This window comes from Faecalicatena orotica (assembly GCF_003149245.1).
GTDB classification, from domain to species: Bacteria; Bacillota; Clostridia; order Lachnospirales; family Lachnospiraceae; genus Faecalicatena_A; species Faecalicatena_A orotica.
The window spans coordinates 183799-201247 of the sequence record NZ_QGDL01000008.1 but is presented as its reverse complement, the minus strand read 5'-3'; the positions used below and the strand labels follow the sequence as shown (position 1 = coordinate 201247).

Below are 17449 nucleotides of genomic sequence, written 5' to 3'. Positions count from 1 at the left end.
TCCAAGGTCTCTACTTTGTTGTCTAAGTCCACAACTTTGTTGTCCAGGGTCTCTACTTTGTTATCTAAGGTATCAACCTTGTTGTCTAAAACATCAACTTTATCACCCAAGGTCTCTACTTTGTTGTCTAAAGCAGTTACCTTATTATCTAAGCTGTGAAAGTCATCCTTTGTTGCCATGTTAGACAACTGCGATAGTATTAAATCAAGCTTTGCGCTGTCTGTCATGCTCTCCCTCCTCACTTTACGTGATTTGTACAGGTCCGATTATCGTGTTATGTATTATACCACACTGGAAAGTGTAAAGTCTATTAAATTATCAAAGTGCAGTTTTTACTTTACTAATCTGTAACTACTTGGGTAAATCGGCGAGCTGCCGATTGAAAAAAGAAAGGCGAGTACCTTTCGAAGTTTCTGATGAGAGTATATCATGAGATAAGGAAAAGAGCAATTATGCAATTTGACGAAATCGACACGAAATCGGAATTTTCCGTTTCACTGAATGGTAATGATTGACAGAAGCATAGAGTTCTGTTATATTTAGCTTAAAACATACACGTGTATGTTTTAAGCTGTCAAGGAGATTAACTAATGAAAGTAACAAAAAAAGACATTTGCTTATGTGCAATGAACCTATTTAAACAGCATGGATTTGAAAATATATATGTACAAGACATTTGCAATGAATTAGGTATTACAAGGGGCAGTTTTTATCATCACTTTCGAAATAAAAATGATGTACTTTTGTTTTGGGAGCTCTGTGATGAAAAAGATAAGATTGATAAACTTAATGAACTTTTCGACGCAGATCCCAAGATACACCTTAAACGCTTTTTTACATATTATGCATCTGATATATCAAAAATAGGATGTGACTTATTATATTTTTTACTGATTGCAACTGTAGAATCCGCCGATAATATGGCAAACTCCCATCAGGGCATTGGTGTTTATATTGGATCTGATTCAATTATCGATCTTATTATCGAAGCAACAAAAAAGCCCAGATATCTCGCACAAAACCTTATACGCCATTATAACATGGCTATTACAGGCTTGATTTTAGAATGGAAGCTGGCAAATGGATCATTTGATTTTATCGCTGAAGCCGATTTGATTGCTGAGACCATATTTGGTCTTACAAATAAAAAATAAATGAAAGCGAGGTAGCAACATGAAAAAAATCAAAGTAGTTGTTTTAGGTACAGGAAACGTAAGTTCCTATGCTATCGGTGCATTTGCACGGAAAAAGGACTACGAATTAATTGGTGTGTGGGCACATCCGGAAACTGCAGGTGCGGATATCGGCAAAGATGCCGGTGAAATTAAATTTGCCGGCGGCATGCACACAGGAGTAACCGTGACGGGCGATATGGATGAATTGATTGCCTTAAAGCCTGACTGTGCGTTCATTGGAGTGAATGGTCCAAATTTAGAGGATATTGCAGTATCGATTGCCGAAAAGTTCCTTTTAGCCGGAATCAATGTTGTTGGGACCTCCCTTTCCTCCATGATTTTCCCTGAGACCCACTTGAACCAGCCATTGGTTGACAGAATACGCAAAGCCTGTGAAGAAGGTCAGGCTTCCTTCTTCATGTCTGGCATTCATCCCGGATTCTCATGTGATTATCTTGTTTCTACTTTACTCACTGTAGCAGATCGGATAGACAGTATACGTGCCATAGAAATTTGTGATTACTCTATGGCTCCTAATGAATTTGAAATGAAAACCGGCCGCGGTTTTGGAATGCCTGTCGATTTTGTGGCAGTGTGTGAAGATCCTATGTTTATGCAGAAAACGTGGGGACCATGTGTCGACTTAATTGCAGAATCTTTAGGCTATAAAGTAGAATCCTATAAGACGAATTACGAGAAGGTTCTGACAGATCATGACCTGCAGGTAGGTTATGGAACCATTCCTGCGGGAACTGTTGGCGCTGTCCGTCTCTCCATTACCGGAGTGATTAATGGCAAGGATGCAATTACTGTCGGAGCTATAAATAGAATGGGGGCTGATGTAGCTCCTGAATGGGAATTTGCACCCGGCATGGTTTACCGGATCACCGTGAAAGGTGCTCCAAATCTTAACTGTGATTTCTCCGCAAATGATCAGGCATGGGGATATTCGATGGTATGTATGCGTGCTTTGAATGCAATTCCTCAGGTTGTAGGGGCGAAAGCAGGAATGTTAACTTCTCTTGACCTTTACACAACAACAACAAGTAACGCATTTGATTAAAAATAAGCACAGGCACCTGGATATCTTCCCTAAAACTGGGAAGATATCCAGATGCCGTTTCATTTGTACCAAAAGAAAGTGATATAATCACTCCTACTTCTCAATTGAAATAAACGGTGGAAAAGTGTCGGGGCTGCCGCTGCGCTTCATCGTTTTTGGATCTACATCAAAACATTTGCCGTCATACTCATAGTGTAACTTCCCGTCTTCATTATAGAAACGATGCTGTGATTGAAATGCAACAGGCTTGAAACGCCCATCTTGCACGGGCTGATCCCGATACAAAACCTGATCTTCCGATAATTTCAGTACATCATTTTCAAGACGCACATCATAAATACCACTTATAATAGCCTCCGCCGCCACATTTTTCCCCGAAGCAGATATAAAACGGAAACTGCCTGTAATACCGTTCGTACTTTTCCGCTCCGCTAATTCAAAGCGAAACAAAGATACACCGCTGAAATCTTTCCGTAATTCCTCCCGCTGCCCCTCCTGTCCAATAAGCCATATCTTCTCGTTAGACACAATAAACATATCCAGCTGGAACCCACTTTGAGAATATTTCAAGTTAGAAAATGATATCTGATCAGAATATACACCCTGCAATGCTCCATGTTCCAGTTCATAGACTAATTCTTTTGTAAACAGCGTTTTGCCATTCACATTTGACTCAATAAAATTAATAATTTCTTTCATCAATGCCCCTTTCGGTTACCTTTGTACAATTAATTGTTTTTTCTCTACTTGATTCCATTCCCTGTTCTCGCACCAATATACTATGTTATCTGAAACATCAAATACCATTGATACCACAGTTGGACATACGGTTTGTGCCGTTTCTTGTAAAATTTCAAAACAATCCGAAATATCAAAATCATCATTTTTCTTTTCAAGCATTTCCACAGCCTTATTGTACCTGTCCCACCCCATCCAGGGATGCTGCTCCGTATTGCCTTTAAAAGGAGAGAAATTAGTCAGGACGGAGTATTCCGGCCTTGGAAAATATTGATATCCCTGCCCCGGAATGATTTGTAAAACATTCCCGTCTTTGTCTGATAACTGTGATTGAAATGTCACACCAGGAACACTGTATACGGGTTCCCTCTCAACTATAGCTTTGATTTCATTTAATGTCTTTTTGCCAAGAAGAAGATCAATATCCAGCATAATAATATTTTTACTGTCCGCATTCACAGGATTACTTCTGCCATCAAATGGCCAGCAGGTCGGCATGGCCACAAAATCACCTCTTGCATTAGCGCCAAATAATGGCAGCCATCCCTCAGTTTTATCATTTATAGCAATATAAACTTTATCATCTTCGGCTACAACCTTGTAATCCATATCTAAAATATCAAGATTCCATCCGACAATTGTTTTCTTTCTATTTGAAATTATACTTGTACACATTTTATATTCTCCTCGTCCTGAACATAAGTTCCGATTTTTGATTTTACAGTTATGGAACAAAAAATTAGATACTTTTCATAAAGTAATGGAGTGATTTATGAATCATACGTTCCATTTCAAGAGGGGGCTCTCTATTTTCGTTATACAACCATTTAATTAAAACATTCCAAAGACCACCCATATTAAAAAGCAGACAATACTCTAGTTCTTCATCAGAGCAGTCATCTTTCCAGTGTACTCTAAAACGTTCATATATCTGTGGCCAGTATTTGTTTGAAACATTAATTAAATGACATAAAAGATTATTATTTGTCAATACTGTCAAGTAATCTATATGTTCCTGCCAATAGGTAAAATAAACTTTAATGATATGTCGTACCGAATATTCAATATCCTGATCTAAATATCTGATATAGCTCTCGCATAGCTGTGTGCAGGAGTAGATGACTACATCTTCTTTAGAGCTGAAATTTCGATAAAATGTCCGCCGGGCAAGTTGGGCATTTTCTGAAATTTTTGAAATTGTAATTTCAGAATAATTTTGTTTTTCCATTAGATCAAATAGAGATTGGGCCAGCCATTGTTTAGATTGTTCCGCTATTGGATTTGACTTCTTCATTTAGCCTCCTTTTGTGTCACATTTTCCACTTGGATGTAGCACTTGGTTTCGAGCGATTGACGACATATTTTTTACCTATTATACTATTAATAAAGAAGTGGCACAAGTAAGATATACGTTTGTAAGGAGGTACAAGTTGAAACTTCATCAATACGGTTCTAATATCTTCAATGAATTTCGGATTAAATGTAATGAATGCAGCGGCCTTTGCTGTGTTGCATTATACTTTTCTAAATATGATGGATTTCCTGCTGACAAAGTTGCAGGAACACCTTGCCGCTATTTAGATAATCACTTTTCTTGCAGTATTCACAACGAATTGCACTCTAAAAATATGAAAGGCTGTCTGGCCTACGATTGTTGCGGGGCAGGGCAGATAGTTACCCGCCTGTATGGAGAAAAAAACTGGAAATCCAACCCATGCACGGCTCAGGAGGAATTTGATGTATTTGTAAAAACATTCTATCTGCAGCAAATATCATGGTACGTTTCAGAAGTTTTAACACTTCTGCCTGCAAAGGTGCTATGGAAGGAGGCTGATATTTATTTACACGAATTACATCTTCTTTTGAAATCCTCTCCTCAAAAAATTTTGGATATCGATATAGAGCTGCTTAGAACTAACATCAACATATTACTGAATAAGGCCTGGACAATGGTAAAGAAACAGATTGCCAACTCAGAAAATATAACAAAGAAAAATGATTTTATGGGGCATAATTTCAGGAAAGCCCAACTGAACGGCTGTAACTTTAGTTCAACACTTTTAATTGCGGCAAATTTAGAAGGGTGCGGTTTGACTGGCTGTAATTTTCTTGGAGCAGATATGCGGGATGCTAATATAAAAAACGCTAATTTAAGTGAAAGTATTTTTTTAACACAGGGGCAGATTAACGCAGCAATAGGAAACCTGAATACCCGCATACCTAAACATCTTATAAGACCAACTGCATGGCGCTAAGAAGAATGAATTGCCCCGGGGGTCGGTTCAGGCAGGGGGAATTATCCCGTAACCAGGCACATGGGGCGGAACGATATCCGCCCCATGTACTGGAACAATTCTTACTTTTTTGTTTTGTAAAAGTTCTGCAAAGCCTGCCCGATAAATAAAGTACTGCCTTCTCCATACACTGCATCTAACCTCTTCTGCATTTCCGTATTATTAACATACTGCTCTGCCATGTCCAGCATAAATGCAGTGACATCTTCCATCTGGTAAAGCTGTTTGGAGACAAAGTCCATCTCTCCCACGATTTCTTTCACTTCAAGTGTATTGACATCCATGCCTGCCCTGGCTGCTAATTTTTTCGTTACCTGATCCAGTCTTTTCCCATAGGCCTCAACAATTTTGGCATTATCCGGATTTGAGGCAGCATTCTTTGCACTCTCCTTATCCCCATACCATTCCACCACTTTGGCAAAATTTTTCTGCGCCTCTTCACTGGACGCATTGTCTAAAAAATGATTCCGGAATGCTTCTATACTGCCATATTCTTTAACGAAAAGCTCCTTCTGCTCGTCTGTCATATTGTTCTCTATATCGTGGTACATCTGTTCTATCTCTGCTTTACTGAAAACTCCAAAATCCATCTTGTTATCTCCTCTCAGAATTTCATCAATGCTGGCAATGATTCGTTCTAATCTTACTTTTTTTAATTCCAGCAATCTTTTTTGGCTGTTTAATAGTTGATCTTTATCCAGAGCAGGATTTTCTAAAATCAACTTGATTTGCTTCAATGGCAAATCAAGCTCCCGGAAAAACAGTATCTGCTGTAAAGTTTCCAAGGCTTTATCGTCATAAAGCCGGTATCCCGCCTCACTGAGCACGGATGGTTTTAAGAGTCCGATCTCGTCGTAATAGTGAAGTGTGCGTACGCTGATACCTGTTAAGTTTGAAACCTCTTTTACTGTCTGCATCTGTTTTCCTCCCTGGTTACTGTTCTTGATAAATTCATTTTAGCCTATAACGTAACGTGAGAGTCAATAGATTTTGAATTATTTTTCATAATAAGTTTTATTTTGTTATCACAGGTTTCCCATCAGCATCAAGCAATGGTGTCAGACCCCCCGCATAACCTGCCTGCACGAAAACATAGTTAACCCCTGTTTCCTTATCGACAAAAATCATTTTCAATCCTTTCCCTAATGGACTCCCTTCGGTATACACCGTTTCAAATCTTTTATTATCACTCATAATGATTCCTCCTCTGCCTGTTCTAAAACCATCTTATCATACTCTCACTAATTTTCCTTGTACAAAATAACACAATCTTCCCATTTTTATATGTGTGTGCTAGAATAGTAATAACATTATGATAAGCGTAAAAGTTACACAATTCAATAGGAATCCGGATATATTGAACAACATGTCAGGGGGGGAGCATATGAAACGGATGAAACTTATATTCCTTAGTGTATTTTTAGTATGTGGTATCTTAAGCGGCTGCCAGAAAAGTACTACAGAACAGGGGATAGAGTCAGACATTAAAGAACTGCAGAATGACAGCAAAGAATTAAAGGAAGAAAATGAGAATCTGAAAAAAGAACTGGAAAAACAGAAGGCGGAAGAGAAAGCCCAAAAAACGGCCAGTGAATCCAAAGAAGCGGCATCAGGAAAAAATGAATTAGCCGGAGCGCAAACGGCTGAAACAGCAAAGGCTGACGATGCAGACAGCTCCACCCCTCCAAAAGCTGAGAACAGCATGGTGCCATGCCCTGATTGCGAAGGCACCGGATTCTTTAACCAATGTGGGAAATGTGACGGAACCGGATTTGACAGTTATAACAATCAGGAATGTGACATGTGCAATGGCAGTGGTAAGCATGTATGTAACCTCTGTCAGGGGGAAGGTATGATTGCCGCTTCTGCGGTCCCGTCTGCCCCCGCTGTGGATAACAGCGCTTCTTCAGACGCATCAGGTACTGCTGGGTATACGCCTGATTATTCCCGTACTCCTGTCACTCCATATATACCAGATAATTCTAAGAAGCCCTGCGGATATTGCGGTGGGGATGGAAAGAATAAATGTCCGTTCTGTGATGGGGAAGGATACCGTACAGAATACAAGTCAGTTCCAACTTATGGTTCCGGGGGCAGCAGCGGGTATGAAGCACGGGTCCGCTGCCGTCATTGTAAGGGAAGCGGGCAGGAAAAATGCTTGTATTGCGGCGGGGAAGGAAGCTATTAAGTTCCTTTCACAAGCCCTGTAAACAGTAGCGCTATTAATAGAAATACAAATGAAAGGGATGTCGCCTGTGTATAACCGTATGCTCGATACTTTCATAGCAGTCGCAGACTGCGGTAGCTTTACAAAAGCCGCAGATTTCCTGTACATTTCTCCTACAGCAGTCATGAAACAGATGAATGCGCTGGAGAAAGAGCTTGACCTTGTCCTGATGGAACGCAACCCATCCGGTATCAGCCTGACATCTGCCGGAGCTGTCATTTACCGGGATGCAAAATTTATCATTGAATATTCCAAAAAATCAATCGCAGATGCCAGAACCACTATGCATTTAGCCGATACGACTTTCTGCGTAGGCACCTCGCTGCTGAACCCGGCCAAACCTTTTATGGATCTGTGGTATCAGGTGAACAGGGACTTCCCCGAATATAAACTTCACCTTGTTCCCTTTGAAGACGACCACGACGGCATTCTCACAGAAATCAGCCAGCTCGGGAAGAAATTTGATTTTCTGATCGGGGTATGCGATTCCAAAGCGTGGCTCAATCTCTGCAATTTCCTGCCGCTTGGTAGATACCGGAAGATGGCTGCCGTGTCCAGAGAGCACCGGCTTGCAGGTAAAGAATCGATTACGGTCGAAGATTTATATGGTGAAACACTTATGATGGTAAAAAAGGGGGATTCCGAGGTGAATGACATCCTGCGCAGTGATCTTAAGACACACCATCCGCAAATTAATATAGAAGATACTCCGCAATTTTACGATATGTCCGTCTTTAACCGCTGCGCAGAAAGCAGGAAGGTCCTGCTAACAATTGAGTGCTGGCAGGACATCCACCCCGGGCTGGTATCTATCCCGGTAGACTGGGATTACAGCATTCCCTATGGATTGCTGTACAGTTTGAATGCACCGGAGGATGTATACCGGTTTGTTGAGGCTGTGAAGAAATGCAAATGCTAAACATAGTTCTCGCGCTAAACTTAGTCGAATATAATCTTTAGCCTTCCAGAGTAGAGATTTACCGGCACCTCTCCAGGTATGTCATAACGCTCCAGATTTTCATTTCGGAAATCATAAACAGTTACAAGCTTTTTTTCATAATCTACAATCCAATATTCTTTCATATTCGCTGAACGATATTTGAAAAGCTTGGTATAATAGTCCATCCGCACACTGCCTCCTGTGTTATCATTTCAATAACAATCCATAGAAGGAGTAACCATGATATTAATTATAGAAGATAATCCCAATATCCGTCAGGAGCTGTCAGTCTATCTGCAGGCAAATGGCTATTCATGCGTCTGTCAGGAACGCTACTCCTGTACACAGAAAGAATTATCAACAGATGTTCAGGCTCTGTTAGAGACCTTCCCGGCGGAGCTCATCCTTCTGGATATTAATCTGGAGGCATGTGACGGCCTGAGCCTGTGCAGGGATATCCGGAAGGTGACCAATATCCCTGTCATCTTTGTCACAGGGCGGACCGATGATGAAGATGAACTGTCCAGTATCCTTACGGGCGGAGATGATTTCATCCGAAAACCATACAGCCTCCCCATCCTGCTGGCCCGGATTAACAGGCTGCTGAACCGCCAGAATACCGCCCTCTCTGAATCCATCCACGCATCCGGCGCAGCGCTTAATGTGCTAATGGGGCAGATCACTTATCAGGGGCAAACGATGGATCTCTCTAAAAATGAGGTTAAGATCCTCTACTATCTCTTCCTGAATAAGGATCATGTCGTAACCAAAGATTCTTTGATCGAATACTTATGGGAAAATAAATTTTATGTGGACGAGAATATCTTAAATGTGAATCTGTCACGGCTGCGCCGCCGTCTGAAGGAGGTCGGACTGGACGGCCTGATCGTTACTGTTCCTAAAAAAGGGCTGATGGTCCATGCCTGTAAACAGTATCCCTGAAACTGCTATTCTAATTTATGAAAGGAAACTGCCATGACTCTTATGAACTATCTGTCTGAAAAGCTGATGCTGCTTTTTCTAAATCTGTTTTGTTCAATCGCCCTGTCGATTTATTTTATATTACTCGGGAACAGCTTTCCTTCTGTTTTGCCTGTACTCTTTGTCTGGGCTTTTATATTGGCCATAGTATGGGGCAGCGGGTATTACCGGCAAAAAAAGAAGGCAGAGCAGATTTTTCACCAGCTGGACCTTCTGGACCAGAAATACCTGATCTGTGAAATGCTGGAAAAACCGGTAACCAATGAGGATAAGCTCTACTGCCATATTTTACGTGCGGCCTGCAAATCTATGCTGGAAAATGTAAACCACCTAAAACAGTCCAACCGCGATTACAAGGAATATATAGAGGAATGGATCCATGAGATTAAGACACCGATTACTGCCATTGACCTGATCTGCAAAAACAACCCGGACAGTGAAGAACGGCGTATCGGGAAGGAATTGTCCCGGATCGGTGACCTGGTGGAACAGGCCTTATACTATGCCCGCAGCGAGCATGTGGAAAAAGACTATTTTATCAGGGAGTTCGCCCTTTTTGATGCGATTGGTCCCGCGCTGATGCAGAACAGGACCCTGCTGCTGGAAGAACATATAAGGCTTCAGGTGGAAGAGACTGCGGATACTGTCTGTACGGATGAAAAATGGCTGACTTATATTCTCAGCCAGATTCTTTCTAATTCCATAAAATACCATAAACCAACAGGAGCTTTTATAAAGATTTCTGCCTCTCGCACCAAAAACAGTGTATCACTCATCATTGAGGACAATGGGCAGGGCATCCCCCCGGAAGATCTTCCCCGCATCTTTGAAAAGGGTTTTACCGGCAGCACACGCGGAAACAGAAAGTCCACCGGCATGGGATTATATCTCTGCCGCAAGCTCTGCCTGAAACTGGGGCTGGCCATCAGGGCGGATTCCGTTTTTGGGGAAGGAACCACGATTACTATAAACTTTCCAGACAGTACCTATAACCGTCCGGGGCAGGACAATTAGTGTAAGAAACCCACTTGAATCAACCCTGCATGTATTACAACTTTGTAAGTATGAAAAGGACGGCTTTCCTGCTATGATAACAGCATAAAAGTGAAAAGCAGATATAACAATATCATAGAAGGAGTACATTATGGAACCATTACTTAGAATTGAAGAACTGGAAAAATATTATGGAACAAAGACACTCATTACAAAGGCTCTGGACAATGTGAGCTTTTCTGTATCAAAAGGTGAATTTCTTGGCATCATGGGGGCATCCGGGAGCGGCAAGACGACTCTTCTCAACTGTATCTCCACGATCGATACCGTAACAGCAGGCCATATTTATCTCAATGACACTGATATTACAGAATTAAGAGAGGATAAACTGGCCCTGTTCCGTCAGGAGAATCTGGGGTTTGTCTTTCAGGACTTCAACTTACTGGATACCCTGACGATCGAAGAAAATATTGCTCTGGCCCCTGTTATTCAGGGAATATCCCCGCAGAAAATAGCCGATGAAGTAAAGAAAACAGCCCGGCAGCTTGGTATTTTGGATATCCTTCCTAAGTTTCCCTACGAGGTATCCGGGGGACAGCGGCAGCGCTGTGCCTGTGCACGTGCACTGATCTCCCGCCCCAGCCTGATTCTGGCCGATGAGCCAACAGGCGCCCTTGATTCAAAATCAGCCGGCATGCTTCTGGAATGCTTCACACAAATGAATCATGAAATGCAGGCTACCATCCTGATGGTTACACATGACATCTTTTCCGCCAGCTACTGCAGCCGGATCCTTTTTCTCCGGGACGGAAAAATCTTCAGTGAACTGGTCAGGGGAAATAAGGCCAGACGGGTTTTCTTCAATGAAATTCTGGATGTCGTAACCCTGTTGGGAGGTGACGTGTCCGATGCTCACTAAACTGGCAATGCGCAATGCCAAGCGCTCCATGAGGGATTATGGCATCTATCTTCTTACCGCTACGATTTCTTTTTCCCTGATGTATGCATTCAATATGGTCATTTTTTCGAAAGAAATCAAAGAAATAAACCAGATGATGGGAAGCCTTTCGATCATGATTATTTTTATCTCAGTAATCATAATCGCAGTAATCGAATGGCTTGTACATTACATGAACCGTTTTATGCTGGAAAAAAGGAGCCGGGAACTTGGCACCTACATGCTGTTGGGCATCAGCAGCCGCAAAATTTCTAAAATGGTCATGCTGGAAAATATATTCATGGGAGCCGCCGCATTTTTGGCCGGTCTTCTGGCGGGAACCTTCATCTATCAGATTCTAAGCCTGATCATCAAGACTTTTTTTGAGGTTAAGTTTTCTGTAAAAGAAATTTTCTCTCTGCCCGCCATGCTGCTCACCCTGCTCTATGCAGTACTGATCTACGCATTCTCCATGCTCAGGATGAGAAGAAGGCTGAAAAAAATAAAAATATATGATCTTATCTATGCGGAGAAGCAGAACGAGACTGCGGTAATCTCCAATAAAAAAAGCCACTGGATCCTCTGTGCAGTATCAATGGGAATACTCGCAGGCGGCTGCTCACTCATATATTTTATTTTCCACGAGACTGCCTTTTTCTCCATGTTCCTCCTGCTGGCAGGTTTCGTTATGATCATTGCGGGACTTTATGGGACTTATATTTCTCTGGCAGGTTTTTTTGTGAAAATCTTTCTTGGAAAAATTGAGCGGAAATATTCGAAGGATAACCTGTTTATATACCGGAACCTCTCGGCCAAATTAAACACCATGAGCTTTACCATTGGCACACTGGCCATGCTGTTCACCCTGACTCTTACATGCCTCCAAAGCGCAGCGCTCTTCAATAAATTCTTTGAGCTCTCAGCGCTGGAGCGCTGTCCCTTTGATGCACAGATATCCGTATCAGACACAACTGTCTTTGCAGATATAGAAACGTATTTTGAAAAAGAACGCGGAATAAAAGACATCTGCCAGGTACCTGTCTATAACTGTGACCAGACGGCACTCTACGATACCCTTGGTCTGGACACTTACTTACCAGACGACTATGCTATCTCTTATAGTAACTATGCAAAACTGCGTGAGATGCTGGGATATAAACCGGTAAGCCTTTCTGCCGGACACTATATCCTCCATGCCCGCTCTGAGACTAAAAATACTGCTGATAAAAAAGGCAGTCTGCCCTATACGATAAACGGCACCACCCTGAATCTTCAGGCAGCCTATGATGAACCATTATCTCAGGGCGGATATATCGGCGTCGGCTTCATTATCGTTCTTCCAGATGAACTGACCGCTGGACTGCAGTCAGAATCAACGGCCCTGATGATAAATACAGTGGAAGAAACTACGACAGAAGATTATGATTATCTGACTTCCCGGATTGATACTGGAAAGAATCCCTGGGGAACAGGGTACTGGGACACGAAAGGAAATACGATAGCTGACAGCCGGGGCGGAATCATCGTCTGTGGTTTCTGCCTGTACTATACCGGTCTGATATTTATCTGTACAGCGGCAACAATACTTGCAGTACAGCAGTTAAGCGAGGCTTCCAAACACCGATTCCGCTACAAAATACTGTCCAACCTCGGGGTACCAGATCAGAAAATCGGAAAGCTGATATTCCGGCAGATGCTCCTTTATTTTGGAATTCCTCTGCTGATCCCCCTTCCCCTATCTGTCTTTATTGCTTCGAGTATAAAAAATATCATGCTTGGAGTGATCACACCAGCAATCTTCTGGGGAGCCGTGTCCATCAGCCTTGGGGTGTTTCTTTTGATTTACATGTTGTATTTTGCAGCCACTTATGTGGGATACAAGCGTAATGTTATATAGAATAAAACAGAGAGTATACTCTGATACATTCTTATACCGGGGCAGGGCACTGCCCCATTTCTTATTATATTTATATAATTCATTAAAAATTATTTAATTTCTAAATACATCTTTTTACGACATCTTTCTATCTTACATTTACCTTACATTTTTCCCAAAAGGTAGAAATATCTTTTTCACCTGCTATAATTCGAGTTGAAGGAGGAATTATTATGGAAACTTATGTCGAAGTAATCAAACAGGCAGTCTTGTTTTTCCCTATGATTGCATTTTTCTTTACCATACCTTATATCGTATATAACTATCACAAATATGGCTCCGTACTCAGTCTGCGGATACTGGTTGTTTATTCCTTTATCCTGTACATGATCTGCATGTACTTTCTGGTAATCCTGCCGCTTCCTTCCAGAACAGAGGTTGCAGCCATGACCGGGCGGCGTATGCAGCTTGTTCCGTTTACCTTCATCCATGATATCCTGAAAGAGTCCCGCATCTCTTACGGGGACCCTGTGAGCCTGCTTACTCTGCTGCATAACAAGGCACTCTTTCAGGTTTTATTTAATATCGTTATGACAATTCCATTCGGGGTATATCTGCGCTATTATTTCCGGCTCAGCCTGAAAAAGACCGTGCTCTTTACCTTTCTGCTGTCCCTGTTTTTTGAACTGACCCAGCTCACCGGGCTATACTTCTACTATCCAAGGAGCTACCGTCTATTTGACGTAGATGACCTGATGGCCAATACACTGGGCGGAACTGTAGGATATTTCCTGCTGAGTCCTTTTGTAAAGATTCTTCCTACAAGGGCACAGATTGATTCCATGAGTTACAAACGTGGAGAAAAAGTTTCCCTGATGAGAAGGTTTACTTCCCTGTTTTTAGATATCTTGTGCATTGGAATCATGTCCGGCTTTTCTGGCGTTTTATTCGTCATCTTTTTAGGCCGCATCCCCTATGCACAGGTGCTTATACCGCTGCTATATTTCATGTTCCTCCCTAATATGCTTCATGGCATGACAATAGGGAAATGGTTTACAAAAACAAAAATCGTCACAACTGCAGGGAAAGAGGCCCGCTGGTACCAGTATCTGATCCGCTACGGCAGTCTGTTTCTGGCCCTGCATACCCTTCCACTGGCTATTAATAAATTTCTGGAAAAATGGCCCGAATTTCATATCACTTCGCCGGATTTCAACAGTCCTGCCGCCTTTCTGCGGGGAGCCTATGTCATATTCCTGCTGGTCAGCGGAATCCAGCTTTTCCGTCATAAACCTCTGTTTTATGAAAAACTGTCTGGAACCCGGATAATCAGCGCCTTCCCTGACAAAAAGAGCTGATAAAAGAGCAGCTGGCAACTGCTCTTTTATACTCTAACTGTTACTTTTCGGCTTCCTTTTCATACACATAGAATATTTCTTTATTTGGAATTGCAATATCGCAAATTGCATTCCCGTCATGACAAGGCGCCATGTTCACTACTTTCAAATATCCCGCAATCAGCAAAAAACTGTATATAGTCATAGGATTATTTTGGATTTCAGGATAAATAACTGATGTATCAATATATGTGGATATTGATTTTCCCTGCATCAGAAGCTGCATGTTCTCCAAAATTTCCGGTGTCGCGCGGTGAATGATCTCACCAATTACTTCATTGCTGCCAGTTGACTGCCAGAAAGCCTTCGGATAACAGCCATCATCCAGATAATTAATGACTGACCACGGATTCAGGATCTCCGTATTTCCAAATAAATAGCCATTATACCAGTCACATGCTTCCCCAAACTTTTCCCCATATCCATAATATTCCATCATTGTACGGACTTCTTCCATTGTAAAGCCAAAATACTGGCTGTAACGGTCATCTAGGATAGAATTTACTTTCAGATTGTTCATTCCGCTAAAAATACTTTCCTTAGCCACACGCAGGATACCGGTTAAAAAGCCGAACGATAAATTGGGGTTGTCTTTAACCCCCGCAGAAAAAAAGTTACGCATAAACAAGATAATCCTGTCATAGAAATCCAGTAAATGTCCTTGCTGGATCGGTGTATCATATTCATCAATAATAATGACCGGCGCCGTTTTGTGGTGCTTATGCAAAATTTGTGACAGCATTCCCAAAGCCGCTGTCCAACTGCTTTCCGTAAGCGTGTCCTCCAGAATGCCTTTGTAGAAATCCCTCTCAAAGCTGGTCAGTAAACGACTGTTCTGTAACTCATTATGCCGGCTGAATTCATTTTTAATCACCTGCTTGATTCCGTCCAAAGTATCTTCCCATGTCGAATACTTAATATCTTTAAACGTCATGAATATAACAGGGTACTTTCCCTGATGGGAGGTGTACCTGTCTCCACAATACCAAATGTTTTTATCACGAAAATAGGCAGAGGTGTCTACCTCTGTTTTCTCAAAAAATGTACGGATCATGTCCATATTCATTGTTTTTCCAAAACGCCTTGGACGGGTAAAAAGAGATACTTTGGGACGCGCATCCAGAATATCCCGGATCAGCAGGGTTTTGTCGACATAGTAATAATGTGTAACGGTCTCCGTGAAGTCCGATATCCCTATCGGGAGCGGTAAAGGAGGTACTTCTGTCATGTCGTAATCTTTTCTCCTTCGGTCACCTGGCATCTGTGCCGCAATTGGAATCTTCCATTCCTTCCCTTCTTTACAGGCGCCTGAAATTCGCTCCTGCCGGCAGAGCGCTGTAACCCTGCGCTCAGAAATCCCCCATTTCTCTGATGCCGTGTGCACGTTCATATACTTCATCTTATCTCCCTCCTTTGTTCATTGATTGTTCTTTTATTATACATTATACGCCCTCAAATATCAATTTAATCAGAATAATATACGTTTTATAAAGAATAATATGTGTCACTGTTCACAAGCATGCTTCGCTTACTTTATAAAATGTTGGTATAAAATTCATACAAAATTTATAGCTTCTAATAATAATCTATGATAAAGTAAATGTACTTGAAAAGATCTAATGTATTTTATCTAGAGTCTAATCAAAGGGGATTTCTCTATTTTAAAAGGTTTCTTTCTTACTAAAGTAAGGAATCTTTCCAATATGCCTTAACATCAGGCAGACAACAATCATTCAAAAAATTAAACAAAAAGGCGGGTGATGTCTATTGAAAGTATAAACTTGTCTTGGGATTACTCTCTTCATTTTTAATGATATATAAACTGACAAGGAGAAAATAACATATGGGAAAAAATGATATTTATATGAAACGCTGGCTCTCCGATAAGCGCCGGTTTGCGGATTTGATCAATGGCTCCCTGTTTCATGGGAAACAGGTATTTCTGCCGAATCACCTAAAAGAAAGTAACCCGGAACAAACCCTTATCTTACGGAAACCAAACGGTGAAAATGTCACTATTCAAAGATACCGTGACATCATGATGGTGGCAGAAGACGGGACAAGGATTGTGGTACTGGCATGTGAAAACCAAGATGAAATCCATTATGCCATGCCTGTGCGCGGAATGCTGTATGATGCATTGAACTACACTGAACAGATCAGCCAGATTAGAAAAATCAGAAGAGAAAACAAAGAGTTGAAAAGTAATTCTGAATTTTTGTCTGGTCTCAAAAAAAATGACCGGCTCACACCCGTTATTACTATTGTCTTTTACTATGGTGAAAAAGAATGGGATGGCGCACAAGAGCTACATGGACTTTTAGGGATTCATGCAAAAGAATATGAACTGTTGAAAAAATATATTCCCAATTACCGGATAAATTTGGTTGATCCAAGACAGATGGACAAGAATGTGTGTTTCCAAACAGATTTACAGCCAGTCTTTAACATGCTAAAATATAGGAAAAGTAAGGACGGACTGCGGCAGTATATACAGTCTAATAAAGATTTTTTCGGAAGTATCGATGAAGATTCTTATAATGCAATAAGGGTGCTGCTTGGTTCAGGCCAGCAGTTACCCGAAGCTAAACTAAAATCAATAGGAGGGATTGATATGTGCAAAGCATTGGATGATTTATATCAGGATGGAGTTGACGAAGGAATTAAGACCGGCATTAATAGGGGACTTGAGCAGGGCATCAAAGCATTTATTCTGGATTACCGTGAGGAAGGCTATGACAAAGAAAAGATCCTTAAGAAACTGCAAACCCGCTTTTCCCTTACCAGAGAACAATCAGAAGAATATTTTTCACGTTTTTAATTCCTAT

General features: G+C 41.4%; 19 protein-coding genes. 11 read left to right on the top strand and 8 right to left on the bottom strand.

Annotated features, from left to right (window positions below):
- On the bottom strand, positions 1-227 hold a 227-nt coding region (locus A8806_RS26230), incomplete at its 3' end, for a hypothetical protein (protein ID WP_330405364.1).
- Positions 228-590: 363 nt separating this feature from the next.
- Between A8806_RS26230 and A8806_RS14050 the strand changes: the two genes are divergently transcribed.
- Positions 591-1154, top strand: a complete 564-nt coding sequence (locus A8806_RS14050) for a TetR/AcrR family transcriptional regulator (RefSeq protein WP_109731840.1) — start codon at positions 591-593, stop codon at positions 1152-1154.
- Between the two features lie 19 nt (positions 1155-1173).
- On the top strand, positions 1174-2238 hold the full coding sequence (locus A8806_RS14045; RefSeq protein ID WP_109731839.1) for an NAD(P)H-dependent amine dehydrogenase family protein: 1065 nt from the start codon (positions 1174-1176) through the stop codon (positions 2236-2238).
- Positions 2239-2331: 93 nt separating this feature from the next.
- On the opposite strand, the gene A8806_RS14040 is transcribed toward A8806_RS14045, so the two are convergent.
- The 3 genes from A8806_RS14040 to A8806_RS14030 all read right to left on the bottom strand — a co-directional run bounded on the left by A8806_RS14040 (position 2332) and on the right by A8806_RS14030 (position 4270).
- Positions 2332-2937, bottom strand: a complete 606-nt coding sequence (locus tag A8806_RS14040; protein WP_109731838.1) for a hypothetical protein — start codon at positions 2935-2937, stop codon at positions 2332-2334.
- 15 nt (positions 2938-2952) lie between these two features.
- Positions 2953-3651: a hypothetical protein gene (locus tag A8806_RS14035; RefSeq protein ID WP_109731837.1), complete on the bottom strand. Its 699-nt coding sequence runs from the start codon at positions 3649-3651 to the stop codon at positions 2953-2955.
- Between the two features lie 64 nt (positions 3652-3715).
- Positions 3716-4270 (bottom strand): TetR/AcrR family transcriptional regulator, encoded by a 555-nt coding sequence (locus tag A8806_RS14030; protein ID WP_109731836.1) that lies wholly within the window; start codon positions 4268-4270, stop codon positions 3716-3718.
- 136 nt (positions 4271-4406) lie between these two features.
- Here A8806_RS14030 and A8806_RS14025 point away from each other — a divergent pair, with 136 nt between their 5' ends.
- Positions 4407-5231: a pentapeptide repeat-containing protein gene (locus tag A8806_RS14025; RefSeq protein WP_109731835.1), complete on the top strand. Its 825-nt coding sequence runs from the start codon at positions 4407-4409 to the stop codon at positions 5229-5231.
- Positions 5232-5332: 101 nt separating this feature from the next.
- Here the strand turns inward: A8806_RS14025 and A8806_RS14020 are convergent, their stop codons facing one another.
- Entirely contained in the window at positions 5333-6187 is an 855-nt protein-coding gene (locus A8806_RS14020) for a MerR family transcriptional regulator (protein WP_109731834.1), read from the bottom strand.
- Positions 6188-6284: 97 nt separating this feature from the next.
- Positions 6285-6464, bottom strand: coding sequence for a DUF6440 family protein (locus A8806_RS14015; RefSeq protein WP_181368726.1), 180 nt, complete (start codon positions 6462-6464; stop codon positions 6285-6287).
- 190 nt (positions 6465-6654) lie between these two features.
- On the opposite strand from A8806_RS14015, the gene A8806_RS14010 reads away from it, so the two are divergent.
- Both A8806_RS14010 and A8806_RS14005 read left to right on the top strand, forming a co-directional pair.
- The gene (locus A8806_RS14010) at positions 6655-7458 is read left to right on the top strand and encodes a DivIVA domain-containing protein (protein WP_109731832.1); all 804 of its coding nucleotides are present in this window, start codon (positions 6655-6657) and stop codon (positions 7456-7458) included.
- Between the two features lie 67 nt (positions 7459-7525).
- Positions 7526-8416 carry a LysR family transcriptional regulator gene (locus tag A8806_RS14005; protein ID WP_109731831.1) on the top strand — a complete coding sequence of 297 codons (891 nt, stop codon included), beginning with the start codon at positions 7526-7528 and terminating at the stop codon, positions 8414-8416.
- Positions 8417-8436: 20 nt separating this feature from the next.
- Here A8806_RS14005 and A8806_RS14000 read toward each other — a convergent pair whose 3' ends face one another.
- Complete coding sequence (locus A8806_RS14000; protein ID WP_109731830.1) at positions 8437-8622, bottom strand: Uma2 family endonuclease; 186 nt, start codon at positions 8620-8622, stop codon at positions 8437-8439.
- 55 nt (positions 8623-8677) lie between these two features.
- On the opposite strand from A8806_RS14000, the gene A8806_RS13995 reads away from it, so the two are divergent.
- From A8806_RS13995 to A8806_RS13975, 5 genes are all read left to right on the top strand, one after another.
- Positions 8678-9379 carry a response regulator transcription factor gene (locus A8806_RS13995; protein WP_109731829.1) on the top strand — a complete coding sequence of 234 codons (702 nt, stop codon included), beginning with the start codon at positions 8678-8680 and terminating at the stop codon, positions 9377-9379.
- A gap of 33 nt (positions 9380-9412) precedes the next feature.
- On the top strand, positions 9413-10432 hold the full coding sequence (locus A8806_RS13990) for a sensor histidine kinase (RefSeq protein ID WP_109731828.1): 1020 nt from the start codon (positions 9413-9415) through the stop codon (positions 10430-10432).
- Positions 10433-10562: 130 nt separating this feature from the next.
- Entirely contained in the window at positions 10563-11330 is a 768-nt protein-coding gene (locus A8806_RS13985; RefSeq protein WP_109731827.1) for an ABC transporter ATP-binding protein, read from the top strand.
- Positions 11320-13245 (top strand): FtsX-like permease family protein, encoded by a 1926-nt coding sequence (locus A8806_RS13980; RefSeq protein ID WP_109731826.1) that lies wholly within the window; start codon positions 11320-11322, stop codon positions 13243-13245. The genes A8806_RS13985 and A8806_RS13980 overlap by 11 nt, the downstream gene beginning before the upstream one ends.
- A 212-nt stretch (positions 13246-13457) precedes the next feature.
- Positions 13458-14582, top strand: a complete 1125-nt coding sequence (locus A8806_RS13975) for a VanZ family protein (protein WP_109731825.1) — start codon at positions 13458-13460, stop codon at positions 14580-14582.
- A gap of 40 nt (positions 14583-14622) precedes the next feature.
- On the opposite strand, the gene A8806_RS13970 is transcribed toward A8806_RS13975, so the two are convergent.
- On the bottom strand, positions 14623-16020 hold the full coding sequence (locus A8806_RS13970) for an AAA family ATPase (RefSeq protein ID WP_109731824.1): 1398 nt from the start codon (positions 16018-16020) through the stop codon (positions 14623-14625).
- Positions 16021-16464: 444 nt separating this feature from the next.
- Here A8806_RS13970 and A8806_RS13965 point away from each other — a divergent pair, with 444 nt between their 5' ends.
- On the top strand, positions 16465-17442 hold the full coding sequence (locus tag A8806_RS13965) for an Rpn family recombination-promoting nuclease/putative transposase (protein ID WP_109731823.1): 978 nt from the start codon (positions 16465-16467) through the stop codon (positions 17440-17442).
- Positions 17443-17449: the final 7 nt, after the last annotated feature.

Bases quoted from the DNA above. Each gene is read 5' to 3' on its own strand.
- A8806_RS14020 (WP_109731834.1), bottom strand. From the start codon at position 6,187: ATGCAGACAGTAAAAGAGGTTTCAAACTTAACAGGTATCAGCGTACGC.
- A8806_RS14045 (WP_109731839.1), top strand. From the start codon at position 1,174: ATGAAAAAAATCAAAGTAGTTGTTTTAGGTACAGGAAACGTAAGTTCC.
- A8806_RS13995 (WP_109731829.1), top strand. From the start codon at position 8,678: ATGATATTAATTATAGAAGATAATCCCAATATCCGTCAGGAGCTGTCA.
- A8806_RS13965 (WP_109731823.1), top strand. From the start codon at position 16,465: ATGGGAAAAAATGATATTTATATGAAACGCTGGCTCTCCGATAAGCGC.
- A8806_RS14050 (WP_109731840.1), top strand. From the start codon at position 591: ATGAAAGTAACAAAAAAAGACATTTGCTTATGTGCAATGAACCTATTT.
- A8806_RS13980 (WP_109731826.1), top strand. From the start codon at position 11,320: ATGCTCACTAAACTGGCAATGCGCAATGCCAAGCGCTCCATGAGGGAT.
- A8806_RS13970 (WP_109731824.1), bottom strand. From the start codon at position 16,020: ATGAAGTATATGAACGTGCACACGGCATCAGAGAAATGGGGGATTTCT.
- A8806_RS14035 (WP_109731837.1), bottom strand. From the start codon at position 3,651: ATGTGTACAAGTATAATTTCAAATAGAAAGAAAACAATTGTCGGATGG.
- A8806_RS14040 (WP_109731838.1), bottom strand. From the start codon at position 2,937: ATGAAAGAAATTATTAATTTTATTGAGTCAAATGTGAATGGCAAAACG.
- A8806_RS14030 (WP_109731836.1), bottom strand. From the start codon at position 4,270: ATGAAGAAGTCAAATCCAATAGCGGAACAATCTAAACAATGGCTGGCC.
- A8806_RS13990 (WP_109731828.1), top strand. From the start codon at position 9,413: ATGACTCTTATGAACTATCTGTCTGAAAAGCTGATGCTGCTTTTTCTA.
- A8806_RS13975 (WP_109731825.1), top strand. From the start codon at position 13,458: ATGGAAACTTATGTCGAAGTAATCAAACAGGCAGTCTTGTTTTTCCCT.
- A8806_RS14010 (WP_109731832.1), top strand. From the start codon at position 6,655: ATGAAACGGATGAAACTTATATTCCTTAGTGTATTTTTAGTATGTGGT.
- A8806_RS13985 (WP_109731827.1), top strand. From the start codon at position 10,563: ATGGAACCATTACTTAGAATTGAAGAACTGGAAAAATATTATGGAACA.
- A8806_RS14000 (WP_109731830.1), bottom strand. From the start codon at position 8,622: ATGGACTATTATACCAAGCTTTTCAAATATCGTTCAGCGAATATGAAA.
- A8806_RS14015 (WP_181368726.1), bottom strand. From the start codon at position 6,464: ATGAGTGATAATAAAAGATTTGAAACGGTGTATACCGAAGGGAGTCCA.